The organism is Azonexus sp. IMCC34839, assembly GCF_047047955.1.
GTDB lineage: Bacteria > Pseudomonadota > Gammaproteobacteria > Burkholderiales > Rhodocyclaceae > Azonexus.
Window position 1 is genome coordinate 1,430,849 of sequence record NZ_CP150631.1, and the last position, 26,127, is coordinate 1,456,975.

At 62.2% G+C, this 26,127-nt stretch carries 18 protein-coding genes; 10 read left to right on the plus strand and 8 right to left on the minus strand.

Features of this window, described 5'->3' with window-relative positions:
- Position 1 precedes the first annotated feature (1 nt).
- The 4 genes from murI to WIF35_RS07130 all read right to left on the minus strand — a co-directional run bounded on the left by murI (position 2) and on the right by WIF35_RS07130 (position 6,528).
- Positions 2 to 787, minus strand: a complete 786-nt coding sequence (murI, locus tag WIF35_RS07115; protein ID WP_412480865.1) for a glutamate racemase — start codon at positions 785 to 787, stop codon at positions 2 to 4.
- Positions 784 to 2,616, minus strand: coding sequence for an ATP-binding protein (locus WIF35_RS07120; RefSeq protein ID WP_412480866.1), 1,833 nt, complete (start codon positions 2,614 to 2,616; stop codon positions 784 to 786). The genes murI and WIF35_RS07120 overlap by 4 nt, the downstream gene beginning before the upstream one ends.
- 176 nt (positions 2,617 to 2,792) lie before the next feature.
- Entirely contained in the window at positions 2,793 to 4,034 is a 1,242-nt protein-coding gene (gene icd / locus WIF35_RS07125) for an NADP-dependent isocitrate dehydrogenase (protein WP_412480867.1), read from the minus strand.
- 256 nt (positions 4,035 to 4,290) lie between these two features.
- Complete coding sequence (locus tag WIF35_RS07130; RefSeq protein ID WP_412480868.1) at positions 4,291 to 6,528, minus strand: NADP-dependent isocitrate dehydrogenase; 2,238 nt, start codon at positions 6,526 to 6,528, stop codon at positions 4,291 to 4,293.
- Between the two features lie 278 nt (positions 6,529 to 6,806).
- Here WIF35_RS07130 and aceK point away from each other — a divergent pair, with 278 nt between their 5' ends.
- Together aceK and WIF35_RS07140 are read left to right on the plus strand one after the other, a co-directional pair.
- On the plus strand, positions 6,807 to 8,525 hold the full coding sequence (gene aceK, locus WIF35_RS07135) for a bifunctional isocitrate dehydrogenase kinase/phosphatase (RefSeq protein ID WP_412481223.1): 1,719 nt from the start codon (positions 6,807 to 6,809) through the stop codon (positions 8,523 to 8,525).
- A gap of 23 nt (positions 8,526 to 8,548) precedes the next feature.
- On the plus strand, positions 8,549 to 9,775 hold the full coding sequence (locus tag WIF35_RS07140) for a methyl-accepting chemotaxis protein (RefSeq protein ID WP_412480869.1): 1,227 nt from the start codon (positions 8,549 to 8,551) through the stop codon (positions 9,773 to 9,775).
- A gap of 69 nt (positions 9,776 to 9,844) precedes the next feature.
- On the opposite strand, the gene WIF35_RS07145 is transcribed toward WIF35_RS07140, so the two are convergent.
- Complete coding sequence (locus tag WIF35_RS07145) at positions 9,845 to 10,786, minus strand: LysR family transcriptional regulator (RefSeq protein ID WP_412480870.1); 942 nt, start codon at positions 10,784 to 10,786, stop codon at positions 9,845 to 9,847.
- Positions 10,787 to 10,943: 157 nt separating this feature from the next.
- Positions 10,944 to 12,323, minus strand: a complete 1,380-nt coding sequence (locus tag WIF35_RS07150; protein WP_412480871.1) for a ribulose-bisphosphate carboxylase — start codon at positions 12,321 to 12,323, stop codon at positions 10,944 to 10,946.
- 333 nt (positions 12,324 to 12,656) lie between these two features.
- Here WIF35_RS07150 and groES point away from each other — a divergent pair, with 333 nt between their 5' ends.
- The 4 genes from groES to WIF35_RS07170 all read left to right on the plus strand — a co-directional run bounded on the left by groES (position 12,657) and on the right by WIF35_RS07170 (position 17,594).
- A complete protein-coding gene (gene groES, locus WIF35_RS07155) occupies positions 12,657 to 12,977 on the plus strand; it encodes a co-chaperone GroES (RefSeq protein WP_412480872.1) in 321 nt (106 codons plus the stop codon).
- Positions 12,978 to 13,006: 29 nt separating this feature from the next.
- Positions 13,007 to 14,629, plus strand: coding sequence for a chaperonin GroEL (gene groL / locus WIF35_RS07160; RefSeq protein ID WP_412480873.1), 1,623 nt, complete (start codon positions 13,007 to 13,009; stop codon positions 14,627 to 14,629).
- A 124-nt stretch (positions 14,630 to 14,753) separates the two neighbouring features.
- Positions 14,754 to 14,957 carry a hypothetical protein gene (locus WIF35_RS07165; RefSeq protein ID WP_412480874.1) on the plus strand — a complete coding sequence of 68 codons (204 nt, stop codon included), beginning with the start codon at positions 14,754 to 14,756 and terminating at the stop codon, positions 14,955 to 14,957.
- 288 nt (positions 14,958 to 15,245) lie between these two features.
- Entirely contained in the window at positions 15,246 to 17,594 is a 2,349-nt protein-coding gene (locus WIF35_RS07170; protein ID WP_412480875.1) for a fatty acid cis/trans isomerase, read from the plus strand.
- Here the strand turns inward: WIF35_RS07170 and WIF35_RS07175 are convergent.
- The gene (locus WIF35_RS07175; protein ID WP_412480876.1) at positions 17,591 to 18,166 is read right to left on the minus strand and encodes an ACP phosphodiesterase; all 576 of its coding nucleotides are present in this window, start codon (positions 18,164 to 18,166) and stop codon (positions 17,591 to 17,593) included. The two genes, WIF35_RS07170 and WIF35_RS07175, sit on opposite strands and share 4 nt — an antisense overlap.
- Positions 18,167 to 18,614: 448 nt before the next feature.
- Here WIF35_RS07175 and WIF35_RS07180 point away from each other — a divergent pair, with 448 nt between their 5' ends.
- Positions 18,615 to 20,903: an ATP-binding protein gene (locus WIF35_RS07180; protein WP_412480877.1), complete on the plus strand. Its 2,289-nt coding sequence runs from the start codon at positions 18,615 to 18,617 to the stop codon at positions 20,901 to 20,903.
- 159 nt (positions 20,904 to 21,062) lie between these two features.
- Here WIF35_RS07180 and WIF35_RS07185 read toward each other — a convergent pair whose 3' ends face one another.
- The gene (locus WIF35_RS07185) at positions 21,063 to 21,791 is read right to left on the minus strand and encodes an HAD family hydrolase (RefSeq protein ID WP_412480878.1); all 729 of its coding nucleotides are present in this window, start codon (positions 21,789 to 21,791) and stop codon (positions 21,063 to 21,065) included.
- 187 nt (positions 21,792 to 21,978) lie between these two features.
- Between WIF35_RS07185 and WIF35_RS07190 the strand changes: the two genes are divergently transcribed.
- From WIF35_RS07190 to tkt, 3 genes are all read left to right on the plus strand, one after another.
- Complete coding sequence (locus WIF35_RS07190; protein ID WP_412480879.1) at positions 21,979 to 23,049, plus strand: class 1 fructose-bisphosphatase; 1,071 nt, start codon at positions 21,979 to 21,981, stop codon at positions 23,047 to 23,049.
- A gap of 123 nt (positions 23,050 to 23,172) precedes the next feature.
- Complete coding sequence (locus tag WIF35_RS07195; protein WP_412480880.1) at positions 23,173 to 24,045, plus strand: phosphoribulokinase; 873 nt, start codon at positions 23,173 to 23,175, stop codon at positions 24,043 to 24,045.
- 23 nt (positions 24,046 to 24,068) lie between these two features.
- The gene (tkt, locus tag WIF35_RS07200) at positions 24,069 to 26,099 is read left to right on the plus strand and encodes a transketolase (RefSeq protein WP_412480881.1); all 2,031 of its coding nucleotides are present in this window, start codon (positions 24,069 to 24,071) and stop codon (positions 26,097 to 26,099) included.
- Positions 26,100 to 26,127 lie beyond the last annotated feature (28 nt).

Sequence of the window (26,127 nt, forward strand, 5' to 3'; positions counted from 1 at the left end):
GTCAGGGCTCCCAATGTTCGACCGGCAATTTTTCGCCCCACAGCCGGTGCACCGTAGCAGTCACTTGTTGCGGCGCCCCGCTGGTATGTACGGCCAACCGTCCGTGCCCGCCGCCAAGCAGATTGCCCGCCGCGAGCAGGCGCTCAAGTTGGCGGGCCACCGCCTCGCCCGTATCGAGCAGTACGGTGCCGGCGGGCATGCGCCGGGCAATGCCTTCGCGCACCCACGGATAATGCGTGCAGCCGAGCACGACCACGTCGGCCCCGGCCGCGGCCAGCGGTGCGACGAAGGTATCGAGCAGGGCCTCGACACGAGAGCTGGTCGGCCCCTCGCTCTCGATTGCGTCGGCCAGGCCGGAACAGGGCTGGGCCACCACCCGGACATGGTTGGCATGGTTGCCGATCAGGCGTTGGAAGCGTTCGCTATGGAGTGTGCGCGTCGTCGCCAGGACGCCAATTACACCCGACTGTGTCAGCCCTGCCGCCGGTTTCACGCCCGGTTCGAGAGCGACGATGGGAATCGGCGTGGCCGCCCGGATAGCTTCTGCGGCCGCCGCCGTCGCCGTATTGCAGGCAACGACTAGCGCCTTGGCGCCGCGCTGGGCAAGCGCCTGGGCGATGGCCACCCCACGTTCACGCAGGAAAACCTCGGGCTTGTCGCCATACGGCAGGAAGCGGGTATCGGCGAAATAAAAGTAGTCTTCGTGCGGCAGACGCGCGCGCAAGGCGCGCAGGACGGTCAGTCCTCCAAGACCGGAATCGAAGACGGCAACGGGTTGTGAACTCACGAAGAAACTAGTGGGGAACGGGCATCGGCAATCCGTTTGAGGATACCACTCAGCTCCCCGACGTTCACCGGCTTCTTGAGAAAATCGTTCATGCCGACCGCCAGGCAACGCTCCCGGTTCTCGGCAAAGGCATCGGCCGTCAGGGCGACGATGGCCACCGGCGGACTGCCGTGCAGGCGCTCGTGATCGCGAATGCGCTGGGTTGCCTGATAGCCGTCGAGCACCGGCATGTGGCAATCCATCAGGACCAGATCCGGTAGCGCGGCCTCGCACACTTTCTGTACCGCTTCCTCGCCATTCACCGCCGTCTCGACGACGTGCCCCATCTTCTTGAGCATGGCGCTGACCACCATCATGTTCAGCGGCTCGTCGTCGACCACGAGAATGCGGAGCTGCGTATTCTTCTTGGTCGTTTGGTCGGCTGCCTTGGCCGGTTCGGCGCTGGGCGGTAGTTCCAGCGGCGAGTGGTCGGCCAGGACAGTCACCGTAAACCAGAAACGACTGCCCTCGCCTTCGCGACTCTCCACTCCGGCCTCGCCCCCCATCAGTTCGGCCATGTTGCGCACGATGGAGAGCCCGAGCCCGGTGCCGCCGAAACGCCGCGTCGTCGATGCATCGACCTGCGAAAACGGCTGAAAGAGCAGCGAGACCTTGTCGGCTGGTATGCCGATCCCGGTATCGCTGACCGAAAACTCGAGACGCACGCTATCGCCCTCGCTGGCCACGACCCGCCCCTCGACCCGCACCGAACCGCGGTCGGTGAACTTGATGCCGTTGCCAATCAGGTTGGTCAGCATCTGACCGATCCTTGCTGGGTCGCCGCGGTAGCGCAAGGCCGGGCTGCCCAGCCAGTGTGCCGAAAGCTGCACCCCCTTGGCCGCTGCCTCTTCGCCAAACAGCGCCAGTTGTTCATGTAGCAGATACTCGGGCTGGAAAGGCAGTTCCTCGAGTTCGACCCGGCCGGCCTCGATCTTGGAGAGATCAAGGATATCGTTGAGCAGGGTCAGCAAGGTCTGCCCGGAATTCATGATGACCTGCACGTACTTCTGCCGCTCGGCCTCGACCAGTCCGGGCAGCATCAACAACTGGGCCATGCCCAGGATGCCGTTCATCGGCGTGCGAATCTCGTGCGACATGGTGGCCAGGAACTGGCTCTTCGCCAGGTTGGCCGCTTCGGTACCACGCAACGCCTTTTCCAGGCGCTCGGCCATCGCCCTCATCTCGGCGGCCTGGACGAAGGAGCGATCCAGCGTCTGATGGTAGTAATGGCAGGCCTGCAGCATGGAAATCGTGAACAAGAAGGCCATGAAGGCCAGCATCCAGTCGCGCACGCCATGCGAATCAAGTAGTGCCGTGACAATCACCGACAGCGCCATCGGCAGCCCATAGCCGCGAAAGGCCGTCGGCACCGGGGCCAGCAAGGGCACGGCACCGGCAAACATGCCGGCGGCGACCAGGGCGACGAAATAACGCGTCGCCCCCGGCTCGATCAACATCATCGGTGAAATGCCGGCCGCCCACAGCAGGCCGGCCAGGATGGCACCGATGCAGCCCCAGCGTTGCCAACGGCTGGCCTCTGAGGCCATCGGCTGGACTTTCAGGAATGTACGGGCCAGCGTATAGCGCGCGCCGGCACCCAACAGCATCGCTCCCCACCACAACCAGGCCCAGAGCGGTGCCGCGCTCCAGCCCAGCGCGAGAAGCAGGATGGAAGCGTTGAGGACGACGACAAACTGCGCGATCCCCGCATTGCGGAACATCAGACGCGTTTTTTCCAAGGTCGCCTCGGCGTTGGCGAACATCGGCGGCAGGGCGTCGTCGTGGGGCATGCGCGAGTGGTTGAGCTGGGTCAAGGCGAGAAAATACCCTGTGCCGCCCTTCCCGACAAATCGTCAAATATGAAACCCGATACCAGCGGCCTCACTTTTCGGAGAAGCACGTCCGAGCAGACCCGCCCGGCAATGAAAAAGCCTCCCGCAGGAGGCTTTTTCGGGAGCCGAAACGCTTACATGCGGGCGATCATCGCATCGCCGAATTCCGAACAGGAGATTTCGTCAGCCCCTTCCATCAGGCGGGCGAAATCGTAGGTCACCTGCTTGTCGCCGATGGCCGCTTCCATGCCCTTGATGACGAGGTCGGCGGCTTCTTTCCAGCCGAGGTGGCGCAACATCATCTCGGCAGAGAGGATCAGCGAGCCCGGATTGACCTTGTCCAGCCCGGCATATTTCGGCGCCGTGCCGTGCGTTGCCTCGAAGCAGGCGTACTGGTCGGAAATGTTCGCCCCCGGCGCGATGCCGATGCCGCCGACCTGAGCGGCCAGCGCATCGGAGATGTAGTCGCCGTTCAGGTTGGTGGTGGCGATCACGTCGTACTCGGCCGGGCGCAGCAGGATCTGCTGCAGGAAGGCGTCGGCGATGGAATCCTTGACGGTGATCTCGCGACCGGTCTTCGGGTTGGTGAAGTGGCACCATGGACCGCCGTCGATCGGCTGGGCACCGAACTCTTCCTGCGCCAGCTTGTAGGCGGTGTCACGGAAGAGACCTTCCGTAAATTTCATGATGTTGCCCTTGTGCACGATGGTCACCGACTTGCGGTCGTTGTCGATGGCGTACTGGATCGCGGCCCGGACCAGTCGCGCCGTGCCTTCGACCGAGACTGGCTTGATGCCGATGCCCGAGGTTTCCGGGAAGCGAATCTTCTTGACGCCCATTTCCTTGGTCAGGAATTCGACCACCTTCTTGACGCCCTCGGAACCGGCCGCCCATTCGACACCGGCGTAGATATCCTCGGTGTTCTCGCGGAAGATGACCATGTCGGTCAGTTCCGGATTCTTCAGCGGGCTGGGCACGCCCTTGAAATAGCGCACCGGACGCACGCACTGGTAGAGATCGAGCTCCTGGCGCAAGGCCACGTTCAGCGAGCGGATGCCGCCGCCGACCGGCGTCGTCATCGGTCCCTTGATCGACACCGAGTACTCCTTCAGCGCATCGAAGGTTTCCTTCGGCAGCCACTCGTCCGGACCGTAGATGCGGGTCGATTTCTCGCCGGCATAGACCTCCATCCAGTGGATCTTCTTCTTACCGCCGTAGGCTTTTTCGACGGCGGCGTCGATCACCTTGATCATGACCGGCGTGATGTCGATGCCGATGCCGTCGCCTTCGATGAACGGGATGATCGGGTTATCCGGAATCGCCTGCCCCGGAACGATTTTCGCACCACCCTGCGGAACCTTGAGATGTGAAGCCATAGTCTCTCCTTGCCTTGTTATGCGACGCGGCAGGCGCGTCTTGCCTCTGCGACGGGAAGGCCCGGCATGCCGTTTTCGCGGCCGGGCAGCGGAGACGATTATGCGCAAAATGGCAAAAGCTGTCAGCCTTCTTTCGCTACACAGCGAACTGCTGCGGTGCACCAGGCAAAACAGGCAAAAAAACAAAAAAGCGAAGGCCGGATGACCTTCGCTTTTTTCGTCGGGCGGCGCACGGCCGCCGGATCGATCGTTTGCCTTAGCCGCGGGCGGCCTTCAGTGCGGCGTTCAGCGTCGGGCTCGGACGCATGACAGCCTTGCACTTCTCGGAATCGGCCTTGTAGTAGCCACCGATATCCACCGGCTTGCCCTGCACCGTCTTCAACTCGGCCACGATCTGGGCTTCGTTCTCGGTCAGGGTCTTGGCCAGCTTGGAGAAGTGGGCAGCCAGTTCCTTGTCCTCGGTCTGAGCAGCCAGCTCCTGGGCCCAGAACATGGCCAGGTAGAACTGCGAACCGCGGTTGTCCAGCTCACCGGTCTTCGGCGACGGCGACTTGTTGTTGTCGAGCAGCTTGCCGGTCGCGGCATCCAGGGTCTTGGCGAGCAGGATGGCGCGCTTGTTGCCGTCCTTCAGGCCTTGCTCTTCCAGAGAAACAGCCAGGGCCAGGAATTCGCCCAGCGAATCCCAGCGCAGGTGGTTTTCCTGGGTCAGCTGCTGCACGTGCTTCGGGGCGGAGCCGCCGGCACCGGTTTCGTACATGCCGCCGCCGTTCATCAGCGGAACGATGGACAGCATCTTGGCCGAGGTGCCCAGTTCCATGATCGGGAACAGGTCGGTCAGGTAGTCGCGCAGGATGTTACCGGTCACCGAGATGGTGTCGAGGCCGCGGATCACGCGCTCGAGCGTGAAGCGCATGGCGCGGACCTGCGACAGGATCTTGATGTCGAGGCCAGTGGTGTCGTGATCCTTCAGGTACTTCTCGACCTTCTTGATCAGCTCGGCTTCGTGCGGACGGTACGGGTCCAGCCAGAAGACGGCCGGCATGCCGGAGTTGCGGGCGCGGGTGACGGCCAGCTTGACCCAGTCGCGGATCGGCGCGTCCTTGACCTGGCACATACGCCAGATGTCGCCGGCTTCGACGTTCTGCGTCAGCAGCACTTCGCCGGTGTCGATATCGACGATGTTGGCGATGCCGTCTTCGGCGATTTCGAAGGTCTTGTCGTGCGAGCCGTATTCTTCGGCCTGCTGGGCCATCAGGCCGACGTTCGGCACGGTGCCCATGGTTTTCGGATCGAAGTTGCCATGCCACTTACAGAAGTTGATCATCTCCTGGTAAATGCGGGCGAAGGTCGATTCCGGCATGACGGCCTTGCAGTCGTAAGGCTTGCCATCGGCGCCCCACATCTTGCCGCCCTGACGGATCATGGCCGGCATGGAGGCATCGACGATCACGTCGTTCGGCGAATGGAAGTTGGTGATGCCCTTGGCCGAATCAACCATGGCCAGACGCGGACGGTGTTCCTGGCAAGCGTGCAGGTCGCGGATGATTTCGTCGCGCTTCGATTCCGGCAACTGCTTGATCTTCTCGTACAGATCGACCATGCCGTTGTTGACGTTGATGCCCAGCTCGTCAAAAGTCTTGGCGTGCTTCTCGAAAGCTTCCTTGTAGTAGATCTTGACGCAGTGACCGAAGACGATCGGGTGCGAGACCTTCATCATGGTCGCCTTGACGTGCAACGAGAACAGGATGCCGGACTGACGGCAATCTTCCAGTTCCTTTTCGTAGAAGTCGCACAGCGCCTTCTTGCTCATGAACATGGAGTCGATGATCTCGCCTTCCTGCAGCTTCACTTCCGGCTTCAGGACGGAAATCTTGCCACCCTTGGCAATCAGCTCCATGCGCACGCGGCGTGCTTTGTCCAGGGTCATGGACTTTTCACCGTGGTAGAAGTCACCGGCGTGCATGTGGGAGACATGGGTCTGCGACCACTGCTTCCACTCGCCCATGGAGTGCGGGTGCTTGCGAGCGTAGTTCTTGACGGCGCCCGGCGCGCGGCGGTCGGAGTTACCTTCGCGCAGCACCGGGTTCACGGCGGAACCCAGGCACTTGCCGTAGCGGGCCTTGAGGGCCTTGTCTTCGTCGGTGGTCGGGTTTTCCGGGTAATCGGGGATCTTGTAGCCCTTTTCCTGCAGTTCCTTGATACAGGCCTTCAACTGGGCCACGGAAGCGGAAATGTTGGGCAGCTTGATGATGTTGGTTTCCGGCAGCAGGCACTTCTTGCCCAGCTCGGCCAGGGTGTTCGGCAGGCGCTGCTCTTCGGTCAGGAACTCGGGGAATTCGGCGATGACGCGGGCGGACACGGAAATGTCGGCCTTTTCGATTTCGATGCCGGCCGGTTCCGTGAACGTACGGACGATCGGCAGGAACGCGCACGTCGCCAGCAGCGGCGCTTCGTCGGTCAGCGTGTAGATGATTTTGGACTTTCCACCAGCCATGAATATCCCCTTGCGTTGGATTGAGTTATGGGGCCTCGGACGCACCGTGCCCTTTGTAAACCGGTTCTGCTGCAGCAAAACATTGGAAGTATCTGCTGCGTTTCGATCTCAGTCAACGAAGTGGCGTTTCACATCGCGGGAAGGATTCACCAAATTTGCCAAAGAGCCGCTCTAAGCCATTGTTACGAGTGGTAATATGGATTCCCTGAGGAGGGAGAGCGCGCGTGAAAATTTCCGTCGGCCTCTACGGCACCAACGCCCACCATATCGCCCTGGCCATGATCCAGGGTTTCAACAAGCACTACACGCTGTTTCGCCAGACCTGCCGCGAGGCCAAGACCCGCTTCGAGCATGGCGACTGGCCGGGGGTGCAAGAAGCAGTCAAGGAGCGCATCCGCTTCTACGACGACCGGGTAGACGAATGCGTCGAACGCCTGCGCAACGAATTCGACGCCGAGCATCTCGACGACGCCACTTGGCAGCAGGTCAAGCTGCTCTACATCGGCCTTTTGCTCAACCACAAGCAGCCGGAACTGGCCGAGACCTTCTTCAACTCGGTGACAACCAAGATTCTGCACCGCACTTACTTCCACAACGATTTCATCTTCGTCCGGCCGACCATTTCGACCGAAAACCTGGAAGCCGATTTCGACCCGACCTACCGCAGCTACTACGTCAAGGAAGACGGCCTGCGCGGCGCCATCCGGCAGATCGTGCTCGACTTCAACTGGCACCGCCCCTTCGCCGACCTGGAGCGCGATGTCGATCACGTCTATCGCGCCATCGGCCACTTCCTGGAGACCATGCCCAAGCGGGAGTTCAACTTCCAGATCCAGGTGCTGGCATCGGCCTTCTATCGCAACAAGGCCGCCTACATCATCGGCAAGGCAATCAACGGCGCCATCGAGTACCCCTTCACCATCCCGGTGCTGCACGATGACGACGGCAGGCTCTACCTCGACACCATCCTGCTCGACGCCTGGCGCATCGGCCTGCTCTTTTCGCTGTCGCGCGCCTACTTCATGGTGGACATGGAAGTGCCTTCGGGCTACGTCCAGTTCCTGCGCGCCATCATGCCGAACAAGCCGCGCTCCGAGATTTACATCATGCTCGGCCTCGGCAAGCAGGGGAAGACCATGTTCTTCCGCGATTTCATCTACCACCTGCACCATTCCGAAGACCAATTCATCATGGCCCCCGGCATCCGTGGTCTGGTCATGCTGGTGTTCACCCTGCCCTCCTACCCTTACGTCTTCAAGATCATCAAGGACGTCTTCGGCAGCTCGAAGGAAATGGACCAAGCGACGGTCAAGCGCAAGTTCCTGCTCGTGAAGCAGGTCGACCGCGTCGGGCGGATGGCCGACACGCTGGAATTCTCCAACGTGATGTTCCCGCTGAAGCGCTTCGACGACGAGGTGCTCGACGAACTGCGCCGGCTCGCCCCCAGCAAGTTCGAGGTCGACGGCGAGCAGCTGATCATCAAGCACCTCTACATCGAGCGCCGCATGGAGCCGCTCAACATCCACCTCGACCGGATGGACAAGAGCAACAACCAGGAAGGCCTGGAGCACGCCATCAAGGAATACGGCAATGCCATCCGCGAGCTGGCGCAGGCCAACATCTTCCCGGGCGACATGCTGTGGAAGAATTTCGGCATCACGCGCTATGGCCGCGTCGTCTTCTACGATTACGACGAAATCGAATACATGACCGACATCAACTTCCGCAAGATTCCCCCGGCGCCGGACTTCGAGACCGAGATGTCGGGCGAGGTGTGGTATCCGGTCAATCGTGGCGACGTTTTCCCGGAGGAATTCGCCACTTTCCTGCTCGGCTCGCCGACCGTGCGCAAGACTTTCATGAAGCATCACAAGGATCTGCTGACACCGAAATTCTGGCAGGAAGCGCAACAAAAGATCCGAGACGGACACGTCGAGGACTTTTTCCCGTATCCTCAGGAAATTCGCTTCTGCCACAGCCCATCCAGCACTGACTGATCTCCCATTCAAGCAACAACATAATGACAAGAATCGACGACCTGCTTATCGGAATTACCTTAACCCTCAGCCTGGGCCTGGGCCTCTGGGGCCTGGCCGGCGGCACGCCGCCCGGCTGGCTGTTCCTGCTCATCGGCCTTGTGTTGATCGGCGCCATGGCCTTGTCTTTCGGCGAACGCCGACGCTGGAAAGCGCGCAACCAGGGCTATGTGAGCGAACTGCAGAAGGTCATGGCCGAATACCACGTGCTGTCGAGCGAAGCGATGGCTCACGCCGACCTGCAATTCACCTCGCTGGAAAAGGAAATGTCCGAGGCCCAGGAACTGATCCGCGCCTCGGTCAGCCGCATCAGCGGCAGCCTGACCGGCCTGGAGTCGCAATCCTCCGACCAGCGCCAGATCCTGCGTTCGCTGATCGAGGAAATGTTGCAGATGACCGGCTCGGACAACTCGCACGCTGCCGAACAGGCCGGCCTGCAGCGTTTCTTCGACGAGACCAACACGCTGATCGCCGAATTCGTCAGCAAGATGACGCAACTGCAAGCGACCAGCCACGGCATCGCCGCCAGCTTCGAGCAAATGCAGGGCCAGGTCTCGAACATCACCGGTACTCTCAACGACATCTCCGGCATCACCAAGCAGACCGACCTGCTCGCCCTCAACGCCGCCATCGAAGCGGCCCGTGCCGGCGAAGCCGGGCGCGGTTTTGCCGTGGTTGCCGACGAAGTGCGCAACCTGGCTGCCCGCACCGCCGATTTCAACGTCGACATCCGCAAGGCCCTCGACGACATCCTGGTCTCGCTGCAAACCGTCGGCAGCCGCGTCAACGAAGCAACCCAGATCGACCTCAGCATTGCCGAGCGCTCGCAGGCCACCCTGGCCGAACTCGGCGCCGAACTGATGGAACTGACCGACAAGGCCCGCGAACACTCGCGCCACATCACCGAAATCACCGAGCAGATGCACGGCATGACGCAGGAAGGCGTGATGGCCATGCAGTTCGAGGATATCGTCACCCAGATGATGAGCCGCATCAGCCAGCGCACCAACAACGTCGGCAGCTACCTGCATGCTTTCCTGCGCCTGCAACAGGATCAGAGCGAGAAGGACGGCCTGAAGCGCTTCCGCACTCGCTGCGACAGCCTCGTCCAGTTGCTGGTCGATTCCCAGGTCAAGGCCGAATCGATCCGCGGCGGCAACGCCGCCCAGCACGCCATGAGCAAGGACGACGGCGACATCGAGCTGTTCTGACGCAATAAAAGGGCACTGCTGCGGTGCACTGCCCGTTTCGGGCAAAAACCGCAGCGCCCCGAGTGCCGCTCAAGCTGTCTGCAAGAAGACGGCAAACTCCTGATCCAGCGCCTCGGCGGCGCAATCGAGCAAGAACTCACGGAAACGCTGGCCGGCCGGCAACAGGCGCTTGGCGTTCATATGCACAACGTACCAGGTGCGCTCGATCGGCGTCCCGATCGCATCGAGCACGCTGACCTCGCCAGTCTTCAATTCCAGCGGCAGTGTATGCAGCGAAATCAGCGCCACGCCCATGCCGGCCATCACCGCCTGCTTGATCGTCTCGTTGCTGCCCATGCTGATCGTGCGCTGCGGCGTGAACAGGTGGTTCTTGAACATTTCCTCGGCCACCCGGCGCGAACCGGAGCCTTCCTCGCGCAGCAAAAAGGTTTCGTGGCGCAACTCATGCAGGTCGAAGCGACGCGCCCCGCGCAGCGGATGGTCGGCCGGGCCGATCAGTACGTAAGGATGCGGTGCCAGCGGTTCGGCGTGGGCGTCGATCTCGGTCGGAATACGGCCCATCACGGCGAGGTCGATGGCGTTGTCCTGCAGCTTTTGCAGCAGCGACTCGCGATTACCGACCGAAAACTGCACCTCAATGCCCGGATGCTGCTGGGCAAAGCGGGCCAGCAGGCGCGGCATGTAGTACTTCGCGGTGCTGACCAGCCCCACCGAAATCTGCCCGCTCTCCGCCCCCAGCATGGCCTGCAGGTTGGCCTCGGCATCCTTGATCTCGCCCAGCACGCGCAACGCGTGGTGCACTAGCAGCTCGCCCGCATCAGTCAGCGCCACGCCGCGCCCCATGCGCTCGAAGAGCGGCAGGCCGACGTTGTCCTCGAGCTGCTTCAACTGCATCGATACGGCCGGCGGCGTCAGGTGCAATTCCTCGGCAGCACGAGCGTAGCTTAGATGGCGGGCGGCCACGACGAAGATTTGCAGCTGGCGCAGGGTCAGAGTGCGGACGAAGTTCATGTTTCGCTTGCTTTGCCGTGGTTTGAGATCAGCAAAAGTTTAACTCCGGATCGGTACTTGAGCGACTGCTGCGGTGCACTGCCCTTTTGGGGCAAAAACCAGCCCACCAGCCGGCGACAAAAAACCCCGCCGTAGCGGGGTTGCCCAACCGCCGGCCTCACGCCGCCGGCCGCAACTTGTGGCGCCAGCCGGGGTAGAGCTTGTCGGCATCCTGCGGGAAGGATTCGAAGGCGCGGGCGAATTCATAGTGGTCGCGCGCCCACTCCACCGGGTCGGCCCCGGCCTTCCAGCAGTCGTAGGCCTGGCGCAGCGAGCGGGCGCCGGCGGCCGGGCTGTCGATGTGGCCGTAGGAGCCGCCACCAGCCGTGTTGACTACGTTACCGTGGCCGAGGTTGTCGAAGAAGCCGGGCAGGCGCAGCGCGTTCATGCCGCCAGAAATGATCGGTGTCGTCGGCTTCATGCCGTACCACTCCTGGTGATAGACCGGCCCGGTGTAGCTGTCGCGCTCGATGATGTAGGCGCAGGCGCGGTCATCCTTGTCGCCCTCCATCTTGCCGTAGCCCATGGTGCCCACGTGGATGCCGGAGGCACCCTGCAGGCGGCTCATCTTGGCCAGCACGTAGGCCGTGTAGCCGCGCTTGGCCGACGGCGAGGTGACGGCGCCGTGGCCGGCCCGGTGGTAGTGCAGGTACTGGTTGGCGAACTGGCGGCGCGCCGTGGTGATCATGCCCGGCCCGCCAACGTAACCGTCGACCAGGAAGGCCACCTTGTCGGCATCCGGCCCGAAGGTGCGCAGGATGTATTCGCCACGCGCCACCATTTCGTAGTGGTCATCAGCCGTGATGTTGGCCGAGAACAGCTTGGCCTCGCCGGTTTCGTCCATCGCCCGCTTCATCGCGTCGTAGACGAGCGGGATGGTCTGCTGCATCGGCGCGAAAGTCTGGTTGCCCTGCGGTTCGTCGTTCTTGATAAAGTCGCCGCCCAGCCAGAACTCATAGGCAGCGCGGGCGAACGGCTCGGGGCGCAGGCCGAGCTTGGGTTTGATGATGGTGCCGGCGATGTAGCCGCCATCCTTGACCGGCCGGCCGAGGATGCGCCACAGGTCGGAAATGTCCTTCGACGGCCCGTCGAACAGCTCGATGGCGCGGCGCGGCATGTAGAAATCGACCATCTTGGCGTGCTCGATGTCGCCCATGCCCTGGTTGTTACCGATGGTCAGCGTCAGGAAGGAAACCATCATCATCCGGCCGTCGATCATGTTGCGGTCGAACAGATCGAGCGGGTAGGCGATGCGCATGTCTTCCGTCGCCTCGTCGATGTGATAGACCAGCGCATCGACCCCCTTGGTGAAATCGTCGGTCGTGCACACCTCAACATTGGTCCCGGTCGACGACTCCGCGGCAAAGTGTGCCGCCGCCTCCAGGTAGCCATGCCCCGCCTTCGGCTTCATCTTGTAGGCGCACAGGATGTGCTTGCCGCCGGCGATCAGGTCGGCCTCCTTCAGGCTCAGGTCGGCGTAGCGATTCGATTGATCCATGCTCTTGTCTCCTCGGTGGGTGTCAGCCGAATGGCTGCGATGGAGAGCATGGTAGGAGTGGCTATTGATAAATAACAGTCACTTATTTTTATGGCAAAGATCAGCGATCGCTGAACAATGGTCATCGACAAGCAGCTCTCGGCCATGCTTGAGGCGGCCCCGAACATCGCCAACGGCTAGCCACCGCGAGGTGGACTTGAAAAGGAAAATTCCCGTCCCTATATCTCGCTGCGTCGGCATTTGCCGGCCGGTAGCGCCGAGCGAGGAAATCGCTTTCCGTCGTTTCGGCCTGCCAGCTTTTTTATTAATTCGCTATCGCATAGGAGATCAATGATGTTTATTCGTCCCCTTTACGACCGGATTATCGTGAAGCGTGTCGAACAGCAACGTACGACGGCATCCGGCATCGTCATTCCCGACTCTGCCGCCGAGAAGCCAGAGCAAGGCGAGGTGATCGCCGTCGGCAGCGGCCGCCTGCTGCAGGATGGCAGCGTCCGCCCCCTGCAGGTGAAGACCGGCGAGCGCGTGCTCTTCGGCAAGTATGCCGGTCAGACCGTCAAGATCGACGGCGAGGAGTACCTCGTCATGCGCGAGGAAGATGTCCTCGGCGTCATTGAAACCACTTCGGCCGATTCTGCAAAAAAGGCCGCCTGATTTTCGTTCGCTAGCAAAGGAGCAGAGATATGGCTGCAAAAGACGTTCAATTCCATGACAACGCCCGTGCCCGCATTGTTCGCGGGGTCAATGTACTTGCCGATGCCGTCAAGGTCACGCTTGGACCGAAAGGCCGCAATGTGGTCCTTGAGCGCAGTTTCGGCGCGCCGCTGATCACCAAGGATGGCGTTTCCGTCGCCAAGGAAGTGGAGCTCAAGGACAAGCTGGAAAACATGGGCGCCCAGATGGTCAAGCAGGTCGCCTCGAAGACGGCAGACATCGCTGGCGACGGCACGACGACCGCCACCGTACTGGCCCAGTCCATCGTGCGCGAAGGCATGCGCTACGTGGCCGCCGGCATGAACCCGATGGACCTGAAGCGCGGCATCGACAAGGCCGTTTCCACCGTGGTCGATGAGCTGAAAAAGCTCTCCAAGCCTTGCGCCACGAACAAGGAAATCGCTCAGGTGGCGACCATTTCGGCCAACAGCGATTCGGCCATCGGCGACATCATTGCCGAAGCCATGGAAAAAGCCGGCAAAGAAGGCGTCATCACCATCGAGGAAGGCAAGTCGCTGCACAACGAACTGGAAGTCGTCGAAGGCATGCAGTTCGACCGCGGCTACATCAGCCCCTACTTCATCAACCAGCCGGACAAGCAGATGGCCGTGCTCGAGGATCCGATGATCCTGTTGCACGACAAGAAAATCTCCAGCATCCGTGATCTCCTCCCGGTGCTGGAGGAAGTAGCCAAGGCCGGCAAACCGTTGCTGATCATCGCCGAGGATGTCGATGGTGAGGCGCTGGCCACGCTGGTGGTCAACAGCATGCGCGGCGTGCTCAAGGTGGCGGCGGTCAAGGCGCCGGGCTTCGGCGACCGGCGCAAGGCCATGCTCGAGGACATTGCCATCCTCACCGGCGCCACAGTCATCTCCGAAGAAACCGGCCTGTCGCTGGAAAAAACCACGGCCAAGGACCTCGGCCGGGCCAAGCGGGTCGAAATCCGCAAGGAGAGCACCACCCTCATCGACGGCACCGGCGACCAGCAGGCGATCAAGGATCGCGTGGCCGCCATCCAGCGCCAGATCGAGGAAACCACCTCCGACTACGACCGCGAAAAGCTGCAGGAACGTGTGGCCAAGCTGGCTGGCGGCGTGGGCGTGATCAAGATCGGCGCAGCGACCGAAGTCGAGATGAAGGAAAAGAAGGACCGCGTCGACGACGCCCTGCACGCCACGCGTGCTGCCGTCGAGGAAGGCATCGTGCCCGGTGGCGGCGTCGCCCTGTTGCGCGCCCGCGCCGCGATCAAGTCGCTCAAGGGTGACAACCACGACCAGGATGCCGGCATCAAGATCGTACTGCGCGCGCTCGAGGAGCCGCTGCGTGCGATTGCCGCGAACGCCGGCGATGAGCCGTCCGTGGTCATCGCCAAGGTCGAGGATGGCAAGGGCAACTTCGGCTACAACGCCGCCACCGGCAACTACGGTGATCTGGTTGAAATGGGCGTGATCGACCCGACCAAGGTCACCCGCACAGCCCTGCAGAACGCCGCCTCCGTGGCCGGGCTGATCCTGACCACCGACGCCACCGTGGCTGAAGCGCCGAAGGAAGAAAAAGCCGCCGCACCGGCGATGCCCGACATGGACTACTGATCCCTTCGGCATGGCCTGAATGCGTGCCGCCTGGCTCGGGCTGTTTGTCCGGGCGGCACGATATAGGCTTCCGGCAAGTATCTTTTCTTGGGTATCGACGGTTTGAAGCGAGAGGAAATGCGTCATGAACACACTATCCCCTATCGTTGGCGGTGCGGCAGTTTCACGACAGCTTTATGGAACGGACGCCGTGATACTGCTCGGTGCCAGTTGTGGCGGCCCCGAGGAATACTCGAGGATCGCCGAGGAGTTGGGCTACGGGCGCCTGGAAATGCCCCACCCTTGTGACACCCAGGTCATTCGGACCCAGCTGGAATCGCTTCAGTGATTGCTGCCTTGTTTCTCATGCGAATTTTCAGGAGGTGATGCAAAACCGAAGAAACCTCTGTCCATTTGGGAAAAGAGCCTCCGCGTGAGGCTCTTTTTTTCAATACGCCCTGCCCCACGAGGATCGCAAAGGCCATTTCGGCCGAACTGCTGCGGTGCACCGCCTTTTTTTGCCAAAAACCGATCCACTGTTTCCGCAGCAGAAGCCTCTTCTAATTAAGCGTCATGCCCTCCGCCTTTTTGGTAGCATCCCGCCCAAAGCCCATCCCTGCCATTCGCGGACGCCGTCATGCGCCTTTTACCCTTTTTTGCCGTTCTCTTTCTCAGCGCCTGCGCGACGGTGGTCGCGCTGCAACTCGACGACCGCTATGGCCGGCCGAATCCCGCCCACTTCGATAATCCACCGCGGGCGATGGCCGATGCGCCGGATTACTGGCGCGATGTGCGGCCGATTCTCGACCAGCGCTGCGTCACCTGCCACGCCTGCTACGACGCGCCCTGCCAGCTCAACCTCAGCAGCTACGCCGGCGTCGTGCGCGGCGCCAATCCGCGCATGGTCTATGGCAACAACCCGCGCCTGCTGGCCGACCGGCCGACCCGGCTCGGCATGGATGCGCAGACCACCCTGGCTTGGCGCGATCTCGGTTTCTTCCCGGTGCTGAACGAGCGCTCGCAAACGCCCGAGGCCAATCGCGTCGGCGGCGTCATGTATCGCCTGCTCGCGCTCAAGCAGGCGCATCCGGGGCCGCAAAGCGGGCGGATTGCCGACCCCGACCTCGATTTTTCGCTCAACCGAGCCGAAATCTGCGTCGCCAGCGAGGGCCTCGACCAATACGAGCGCCAGCACCCGACGCGCGGCATGCCCTTCGGCCTGCCGGCGCTGGATGCCCGCGAGCACAAGACACTCAGCCGCTGGCTCGAAGCCGGCGCACCCTACCGCCCGGCAGTGCCCCCCCTCCCCGCCGTGCTGCGCCAGGTCGACGAATGGGAAGCCTTCTTCAACGGCGCCGACCTCAAGTCGCAACTGACGGCGCGTTACCTCTACGAACACTGGTTCATCGGCCACATCTGGTTTGCCGAGCAGCCCGGCCAGTATTTCGAGCTGGTGCGCAGCAAGACGCCACCCGGCCAGCCCATCGACATCATCGCCTCGCGCCGGCCGTTTGACGATCCCGGCGTCGACCGCGTCTGGTATCGCCTGCGCGCCACCGAGGCCACGCCGCTGGCCAAGACGCTGATGCCGTTGCAACTCGACGCCGCCCGCCTGCAACGCCTGCGCAGCTGGTTCATCGCGCCGCAATATACGGTCAGCGCCCTGCCCGACTATGCGCCGGAGCGCGCCGCCAACCCCTTCATCACTTTCCGCGAGCTGCCGCTGAACGCCCGCTACCGCTTGCTGCTCGACGAGGCGCAATTCACCATCGCCGGCTTCATGAAGGGGCCAGTCTGCCGCGGCCAGGTGGCGCTCAATTCGATCAACGACCATTTCTGGGTCTTCTTCGTCGCACCAAACGAGAAGGCGGCCGACTTCATGTCCGCCATCATCGATGCGGCCAGCCCGGTCATGACCCTGCCAGCCGAGCGCGAAAGCACCGTCGGCCTGCTCGCCTGGCGCGAATACGCCAAGCTGGAAAAGCAATACACCGAAGCGCGTAGCGCCGTCACCGCCAAGCTGCGCATCAAGGACGAGCGCCCGCTGCTCAACGACATCTGGAACGGCGACGGCCAGAACCCCAACGCCACGCTGACCATCTTCCGCCACTTCGACAGCGCCTCGGTGGTCAAGGGCCTGGCCGGCGAACGCCCGCAAACCGCCTTCCTGATGGGCTACCCGGTGCTCGAACGCATGCACTACCTGCTGACCGCCGGCTTCGATGTCTTCGGCAACGTCGGCCACCAGCTCGCCACCCGGCTGTACATGGATTTCCTGCGCATGGAGAGCGAGCTCAATTTCCTCGCCCTGCTGCCGATCAAGGACCGCCAGCCGGTGCTCGAACACTGGTATCGCCAGCGCAGCCAGCCGCACAACGAATACCTGGGCGACGCCGCGCGCTTCTTCCCGCAGGAAACCGGCATCCGTTTCCACCAGAAGGACAAACTGACCGAGCTCTACACCCTGCTCCGCCAGCACACCGCCAAGGCGACCGACCGCAGCCGCGAGTTGAGCAACGCAGCCCTGCCGGCCGGCGACATCGCCCAACTGCAGCGCCTGTCCGCCCTCAAGGGCCGTGCCGTGTCATTGATGCCGGAAGACAGCCTGCTGCTGGTGACGCCCAGCCAGGGCCAGCCGGCGGTCATCGCCCTGATCCGCAACAGCGCCCATACCAACGTTGCCGAACTGTTCGACGAAGAAGATCGCCGCCTGCCGCAGGAAGACACCCTGCTCGCCCTCAACGGTGCCGTCGGCGCCTATCCCAACGCCCTGTTCACCGTCGATTCGGCCCGCCTGTCGGCCTTCGTCGATGCCGTGCAAGGCCTCGACGGCGAAGAAGCGCTCACCCGCCTGATCGACCGCTTTGGCGTGCGCCGCACCGATCCGCGTTTCTGGTCGGTCAGCGACACCATCCACGCCCGGCAAAAAGCCACCCGGCCGCTGGAATTCGGCATTCTCGACTACAGCCGTCTGGAGAATCGCTAAGCCGCCCGCCAGGCCGCGACGAACTGCCGGGCATCGGCGTACCACTCAGCAAAATCTTCGGCAAAACCCGCTGCATCGGCGATGAACTCCGCCTCGCCGCCGGCCAGCGGGTTCGGGCGGCGGGCGCGTTGGCTCATGCGCCACAGCACATCGGCAATGCCGTCGAGCCCGGCATAGCTGCCCAACCAGTCCTCACGCGCCATCAGCGCCATGGCCGGGCGGGCATGCTCGGGCAGATGCTCGCGCCAGTCCGCAAGATGCGCGTAGATGCCCTGGCAGGTCTCGGCCAGCGGCTCGGCGTGCGGCCAATCGCGGGCCAGCAGGTGGTCGTAGAAGATATCGACCAGGATGCCGGCGTAACGGCGGCGTGCCGGCGAAACCCGGTTACGGCTGCGGCAGAAGGCCGGGTGCGTTTCGGCATGGCTGTCGATGGCGCGATGCAGCGCCACCCCGCGTGCCAGATCGGCCGGCAAGCCGGCCGGCAGCAGCCCCTTGACCCAATCGCCGACCACGCCGCCGACGATCAGCGCCGGCTCGTCACCGGCCAGGAGGGCGTGGGCGAGAAAGTTCATGGGCGGTGAATGGCGCTGACCACGGTCGGTGCGCCATCGCTGCGGCGAAGAAATTGGTTCATGCGTTGCGGCTCGATACGAAGGCAGGCAGTTTAACGCCCGAGCGCGGCCTCAGGCTCACTGCTGCGGTGCACTGCCCATTTTGGCCAAAAGCCAAAACGCCGGCGCCACCTGCGACTTCAGCGTTCACATCAAGCGCGCGGACTTTTTTCAGAATGGTCCCGAAATTCTCGATTGAGCGGCGGGGCGGCAGTCGCTCAGATGCTCCCAATCAAGCCTCGATCAAGCTACGCCCGTTTCGTAACTGAATTCTGGCCGAGAGAAGTTGTCCATGAAGATATATAGGGGGGAAATTCAAAACCGAATCTTAGGTTTGCCTCTCGCCGAAATGACATTCGGCTAAGATAGTCCTACCGAGCAAATATCTCGCATTTACGAATGGTATGACATGGACACAGCCACCCTGTTGAGTACCAACGCACTGCTTTCATCAGCAGCAGCGCTCATCATGTTGGTGGTCCTACGTACGCGCAAGACATACCCGGGATTTGGCTTCTGGACCACCGCTATCGCCTGCCTTGCCTTGGGAGCCGCGATGCTCATCCCTGGCGCGCTCCCCAAAATTTGGATCGTGGCAGTCTTACGAAACGGCTTGCTTCTTGGGGGCCTCTTACTACTGCTACGCGGCATGCTGATTTTCCGTGGGTTGAATGTCAGCTACCGCTGGGACCTGCTGTTTGCGCTCATTTTTCTTCTCGTGTTTGGCTACTACAGCCTGGACCCCGCCCAGCTGAATGAGCGTATCGTCATCTATTGCACTTTGGCCGGCACCCTAAGTTTCACGACAGCCGTTCTCACTTTACGTAACCGACCACCGTATTTTGGTTCGAACGACGTCATGCTGGCATTGTGGTTGCTGATATATGGAACCCTCAATTTCGTCCGCATCGCACATCAACTCAGCGACCCGAATGTCAGCACGGCTTTTGAGGTGTTAAGAGGCTTTGGCAGCTATTACGCCATGGCCCAGATACTGACAGTGCAGTTAATGACGCTGACACTCATCAGCATGAACTCGCAACGCATCGAATACGAATACCGGGTCAGTGAATCCCACCTGCGTGAGCGCGAAGGGCAACTACGCGCCATGGGTGACAATCTGCCGGATGGCTTCGTTTATCAGTTCGAACTAGGCGAAAGCAAGCGGGGATTCAGCTATATCAGTGCCGGGGTCGAGAAAATGCTGGGACTTAAAGCAGCGGAACTGATGCAGGATGCGCAGCCTTTATTTACCCTGATGGCACCCGATTCCTACGCTCAATATCTTCAAGATGAGGAGCGCTGCTTTCGAGAGCAAAGTCAGTATTCTGGCGTGTTGCAATTCAACCCACTTAGCCGCGGGAAGGTCTGGTTGCATGTGCGCTCAGCCCCCATGCAGGGCTTGAATGGCGAGTCGGTCTGGGCCGGTGTCGCGGTAGACATTACGAAACTCAAGGAGGCAGAAGCCGAACTGGAACGCCATCGAAATCATCTGGAAGCGATGGTCGATGAACGAACCACTGCCTTGATCGACGCGAAGCAAGCAGCAGAAGCTGCCAATGTGGCCAAGGGAAGTTTCCTGGCCAACATGAGCCACGAAATCCGGACCCCCATGAATGCCGTTATCGGCTTGTCTGAGCTGTTGCTGAGAAAGCGCCAAGAGCCTGACACGGCAGACAAACTCGGAAAAATTCGAACCGCCGGCAAACATCTCCTGGGCATCATCAACGACATCCTCGACTTCTCGAAAATCGAGGCAGGGAAGCTTCAGTTGTCGGAAGACAAGGTAGATGTTCGCGTGCTGCCCGTTAATGTGTGCTCGATGGTGGCAGAGCTGGCCAACTCCAAGGGAATTCAGCTCAAGACCGAAGTTGATTTCCTGCCACCTCAATTATTGGGAGATAGGACGCGTCTTACGCAGGCATTACTCAACCTCGTCAGCAATGCAGTCAAATTTACCCAAACCGGTTCGGTAACCGTACGAGCTCTCAAAGCGGGAGAGGATGCCGACTCAGTCTCGATTCGCTTCGAGGTTATCGACACCGGGATCGGCATTTCTCAGGAGGCGATCAGCAGATTGTTCAATCCCTTCGAACAGGCCGATTCCTCAACTGTTCGAAGCTTTGGTGGCACGGGGCTCGGCTTGGCAATTACTCGCCGACTGGCTCAACTGATGGGTGGAGATGCTGTAGTCGAAAGCGTCTTAGGTGAAGGAAGTACATTTTCGATCACGGTACGCTTGAAGAAGATCGACGAAGATCGTGTCGATACTGCACTTGCATCGGGGAGCGATATCGTCGCGCAATTGAAGGAGAAATTTTTCGGCACCCGGATTTTGGTGGTTGAAGACAACGAGATTAACCAGATGGTCGCCGAGGAAATTCTCAAGGATGCCGGCCTCGTTTGTGATTTAGCCAATGACGGAGAAGAGGCCGTATCAATCGTTCGCACAGCTCAACCGGGAAGGTATGCCTTAGTCCTCATGGACATGCAGATGCCAAAAATGGACGGTTTGACGGCAACTCAGCTTATTCGTCAATTGGAGACCGGCAAGGACATTCCGATTGTGGCTATGACGGCTAACGCCTTCAACGAAGATGAGGAACGCTGCATGATCGCTGGCATGAATGATTTTGTATCGAAGCCTGTAGACCCAGACCGGCTCTACGGCACGCTATTGAAATGGCTGGACAGATAATCTGATCGGCTGCCAGCACAAAAAGATGATGAAGCCGATGCAAATTCCGCAATTCAAAAAGCACCTTGTTGGCAGCAATTTCAAGGTGTATTGATTTTGCTTGGCCTAGAGGTTGTCAGCCGAGAAAATTTGGTAGTTGCTGGAGAAAGCCGCAGCCTCCTAAACGTCCACCATCTCCGGCGCCAATAACTCCCCCAGCGAAACCCGACCCAGATCATCGACCACCCGCCAAGCCCCCGAAAAATCCTGCCCTCGCGTGTAGTCGTTGACCGTCACCAGGCAGCGCAGTCCAGCGCCCAGGGCGGCGCACAGGCCATTCTCTGAATCCTCAATCGCCAGACAAGCCTCGGCCGGTAGCCCGAGGCGATCCAGCACCCATTCGTAGATATCCGGTGCCGGTTTCTTGGCCGGGACGATGTCGCCAGCGCCGATCACTTCGAACCACTCCGGCGCGTCGGCGCTCAGGGTGGAGCGCAGCAGGGGGAAGATATTGTCCGGCGTGGTGGTCGTGGCGATGGCGAGGCGGACGCCCTGGCGGCGCGCTTCGAAGATCAGCCGGGCGACGCCGGGGCGGAGCGGGATACGGCTGCTGCGGGCGAGGCGCACGTAGTGGGCGGTCTTGGTGGCGTGGAGGGTTTTGACCAGCTCGGCGAAGTCCGGCCGGGCCGCGATTTGCGGCGCGTAGCGCTCGGCGTAGTGGCGCAGGCGTTCCTTGCCGCCGGTCACGGCGAGCAGGTCGCCGTAGGTCAATTCATCCCAGAACCAGTCGAGGCCGTGCTCGGCAAAGGCGAGGTTGAAGGCGCAGCGGTGGCCGTCGCGCTCGGTGTCGGCCAGCGTGCCGTCGACGTCGAAGATCAGGGCTTGCAGGGGTGGGGTGTTTGCGTTCATGCCTTCACCTTAGCCGCCGCTCGCCCGGCAAACCAGTCAGGTTTTTTGAAGGCGGGCTTAAGGCCGCCTTACCGGCGAGACTTAAGCGATCACTGACCACCCTATTAAGAAAGTCTGACTAGGGCTTAATTAACAAGTCATTTATCTTGGGCTCCAACGCGGTAACACAACAATGATTGGAGACACCATGTTATTCGGACGCACGACGCTCTCGAAGTTCGTCATCGAGCACACGCGGGGCCAGCACAGCGAGATGGGGGCGCTGTTGATCGACGTGGCGGCCGCCGTCAAGACCATTTCGGCGCTGGTCGGCAAGGGCGCCCTCTCCGGCTTTTCCGGAACGGCGGCATCGACCAATGTGCAGGGCGAGGAGCAGAAGCAGGTGGATGTGCTGGCCAACGAGGCGATGCTGCGCCATTGCGAATGGGGCGGCCAGCTGGCCGGCATGGCGTCGGAGGAGCTGGAGGAGGCTTACCGCATTCCGGACAACTACCCGCGCGGCCGCTACCTGCTGCTGTTCGATCCGCTCGATGGTTCGTCGAACAGCGACGTGAATGTTTCGGTCGGCACCATTTTTTCGATTTTGAGCCGATGCACCGCAGCAGGCGATGCCGAGACGGCGGATTTCCTGCAACCGGGGTATGAGCAGCTGGCCGCCGGCTACGCCATCTACGGCCCGGCCACCATGCTGGTGCTGAGCGTCGGCGACGGCACGCACGGCTTCACGCTGGATCGCGAGAGCGGGAATTTCATCCTGACCCACCCGGATATCCGCGTGCCGGAAGACACCCGCGAGTTCGCCATCAACACTTCGAACGAACGCTTCTGGGAGCCGCCGGTGCAGCGCTACGTCAGCGAGTGCAAGGCGGGCAAGACGGGCGTGCGCGGCGCCGATTTCAACATGCGCTGGATCGCCTCGCTGGTTGCCGAGGTGCATCGCATCCTGATGCGCGGCGGCATCTTCATGTATCCGAAGGACAACAAGGACCCGGCCAAGCCCGGCCGCCTGCGCCTGCTCTACGAGGCCAACCCGATGGCCATGCTGATCGAGCAGGCTGGCGGCGCGGCGAGCACCGGTCGCCAGCGCATGCTCGACGTCGAGCCGCAGGCACTGCACCAGCGCGTGCCGGTCATCCTCGGCTCGAAGAACGAGGTCGAGCGGGTCGAGCGCTATCACCGCGAGTACGACAGCGGCGACGACCGCCCCTTCGTCTCGCCGCTGTTCTCGGAACGTTCGCTGTTTCGCGAAAACGCCTGATGACGGCGCACGTCATTCCCGCGCAGGCGGGAATCCAGAGCAGGCAGGAATCCTGGATTCCCGCTTTCGCGGGAATGACGGTTTAGGCGCAGGACCAAGAATTCACATTCGCAGGGAGCCACCATGTCCATCAAGCATCCGATCATCGCCATCACCGGCTCTTCCGGCGCCGGCACCAGCACGGTGATGCAGAGTTTCCAGCACATCTTCCGGCGCGAGAAGCTGAACGCCCAGATCGTCGAGGGCGACTCCTTCCATCGCTACGACCGCCTTTCCATGCGCGCCGAGATGAAGGCGCAGGAAGAAAAGGGCAACCTCAATTTCAGCCATTTCGGGCCGGAAGCCAACCTGCTGGCCGAGCTTGAAGGGCTGTTCAAGAGCTACGGCCGCGACGGCAGCGGCCAGGTGCGCAAATACCTGCACGATGCCGGCGAGGCCGAGCCCTGGGGCCAGCCGCCGGGCACCTTCACACCCTGGCAGGACGTCCCGGCCGGCACCGACCTGATGTTCTACGAAGGCCTGCACGGCGCCTGGGCTGGCGACGGCATCGACATCGCGGCGCAGGTGGACCTGTGCGTCGGCGTCGTGCCCATCATCAACCTGGAGTGGATACAGAAGCTGCACCGCGACCAGAAGATGCGCGGCTACTCGCAGGAAGCGGTGACTGACACCATCCTGCGCCGCATGCCGGATTACGTCAGCCACCTGTGCCCGCAGTTCAGCCGCACACACGTCAATTTCCAGCGCGTGCCCATCGTCGACACCTCCAACCCCTTCATCGCCCGCGATATCCCGACCGCCGACGAGAGCATGGTGGTCATCCGCTTCGCCAACCCCAAGGGCATCGACTTCCAGTACCTGCTGACCATCCTGCACGGCAGCATGCTGACCCGCCCGAACACCCTGGTCGTGCCCGGCGGCAAGATGGGCCTGGCCATGCAGATGATCTTCACGCCCATGGTCCTGCGCCTGATGGACCAGAAGCGCCGCGTCTGATTCCACACCTTCGGGAGATTCCGATGAATGCACCGCTGCCCCGGGCCAGCCAGCTGGCCAACGCCCTGCGTTTTCTTGCCATCGACGCCGTCGAGCAGGCCAAATCCGGCCACCCCGGCGCGCCGATGGGCATGGCCGATATCGCCGAAGTGCTGTGGCGCGGCCATCTCAAGCACAACCCGGCCAACCCGAAATGGCCGGACCGCGACCGCTTCGTGCTCTCCAACGGGCACGGCTCGATGCTGCTCTACGCCCTGCTCCACCTGACCGGCTACGACCTGCCGCTCGAAGAACTCAAGCGCTTCCGCCAACTCGGCAGCAAGACGGCCGGCCACCCGGAAGCCGGCCACACGCCCGGTGTCGAAACCACCACCGGCCCGCTCGGCCAGGGCCTGGCCAACGCCGTCGGCATGGCGCTCGCCGAAAAGCTGCTGGCCCAGCGCTACAACCGCCCCGGCCACAGCATCGTCGATCACCGCACCTGGGTCTTCCTCGGCGACGGCTGCCTGATGGAAGGCATCAGCCACGAAGCCTGCTCGCTGGCCGGCGTCTGGGGCCTGGACAAGCTGGTCTGCTTCTACGACGACAACGGGATTTCCATCGACGGCCATGTCGAAGGCTGGTTCCGCGACGACACGCCGGCCCGCTTCCGCGCCTACGGCTGGCATGTCGTCGGCCCGGTCGACGGCCACGACCCGCTGGTCATCGAGGCCGCCATCGGCAGCGCGCTAGCCAGCCAGGGCAAGCCGACGCTGATCGTCTGCCGTACCCAGATCGGCAAAGGCTCGCCGAACAAGGCCGGCAGCCACGACGTGCACGGTGCGCCGCTCGGCGCCGAGGAAACAGCCGCCACCCGCGCCGCCCTCGGCTGGCCCTACGGCCCCTTCGACATTCCCGATTCGGTACGCAACGCCTGGGACGACCGCGCCGCCGGTGCCGCCGCCGAGGCCGAGTGGCAGGCAAAGCTGGCTGCCTATCGCGCCGCCTGGCCGGAACTGGCTACCGAATTCGAGCGCACCCAGGCTGGCGGCCTGCCGGAAAGCTGGCCTGAAATCCGCCGCACCCTGCTCGAACAGGCGGCGAGCAAGACGGCCGCCATTGGCAGCCGCAAGTCGTCGCAGAATTGCCTCGACTTCCTGGTCGACCGCATCCCGGAACTGCTCGGTGGCTCGGCCGACCTGACCGCCTCCAACCTGACGGCCGGCAAGGGCAGCATCGCCTTGCACAGTGCCGGCGAACAGACGGCCAACTACATCTCCTACGGCGTGCGCGAATTCGGCATGACGGCGATCATGAACGGCGTGGCCCTGCACGGCGGGCTGATTCCCTACGGTGGCACCTTCGCCGTCTTTTCCGATTACGCCCGCAACGCCATCCGCATGAGCGCGTTGATGCAGCAGCGCGTCGTCCATGTGCTGACACACGACTCCATCGGCCTCGGCGAGGACGGCCCAACTCACCAGCCGATCGAGCACGTGGCCAGCCTGCGCCTGATTCCCGGCCTCGACGTCTGGCGCCCGTGCGACGAGCTGGAAACCGCCATCGCCTGGAGCGAGTCACTGGAGCGCCGCGACGGCCCGTCGGCCCTGATCCTGTCGCGGCAGAATCTCGAACAGTGCGGCAGGGGGCGCGACGAAGCCATCGCCCGCGGCGGTTACGTGCTGGCCGAGGCCGATGGAAAACCGGAGGCGGTCATTCTCGCCACCGGCTCCGAAGTCGGCATCGCCCTGGCCGCCCGCCGCCTACTGGCCGAGCAAGGCATCGCCGTGCGCGTCGTTTCCATGCCCTGCTGGGAACGCTTCGACCGCCAGCCGGCGAGCTGGCGCAAGGCGGTGTTGCCGCCGGAGGTGCCGCGCATCGCCATCGAAGCCGGCCAGCCCGACCTGTGGCGCAAGTATGTCGGCCTCGACGGCGAAGTGCTCGGCATTGACCGCTTCGGCGAATCGGCCCCTGCCCCGGCCCTCTACGCCCACTTCGGCCTGAGCGCCGAACGGCTGGCGCGCGCCGTGACCGACACCATCGCCCGCCAGAGCGCCGACGACGGCGATCTGTAGTGCAAAGAATTCAAACAAACTCAGGAGA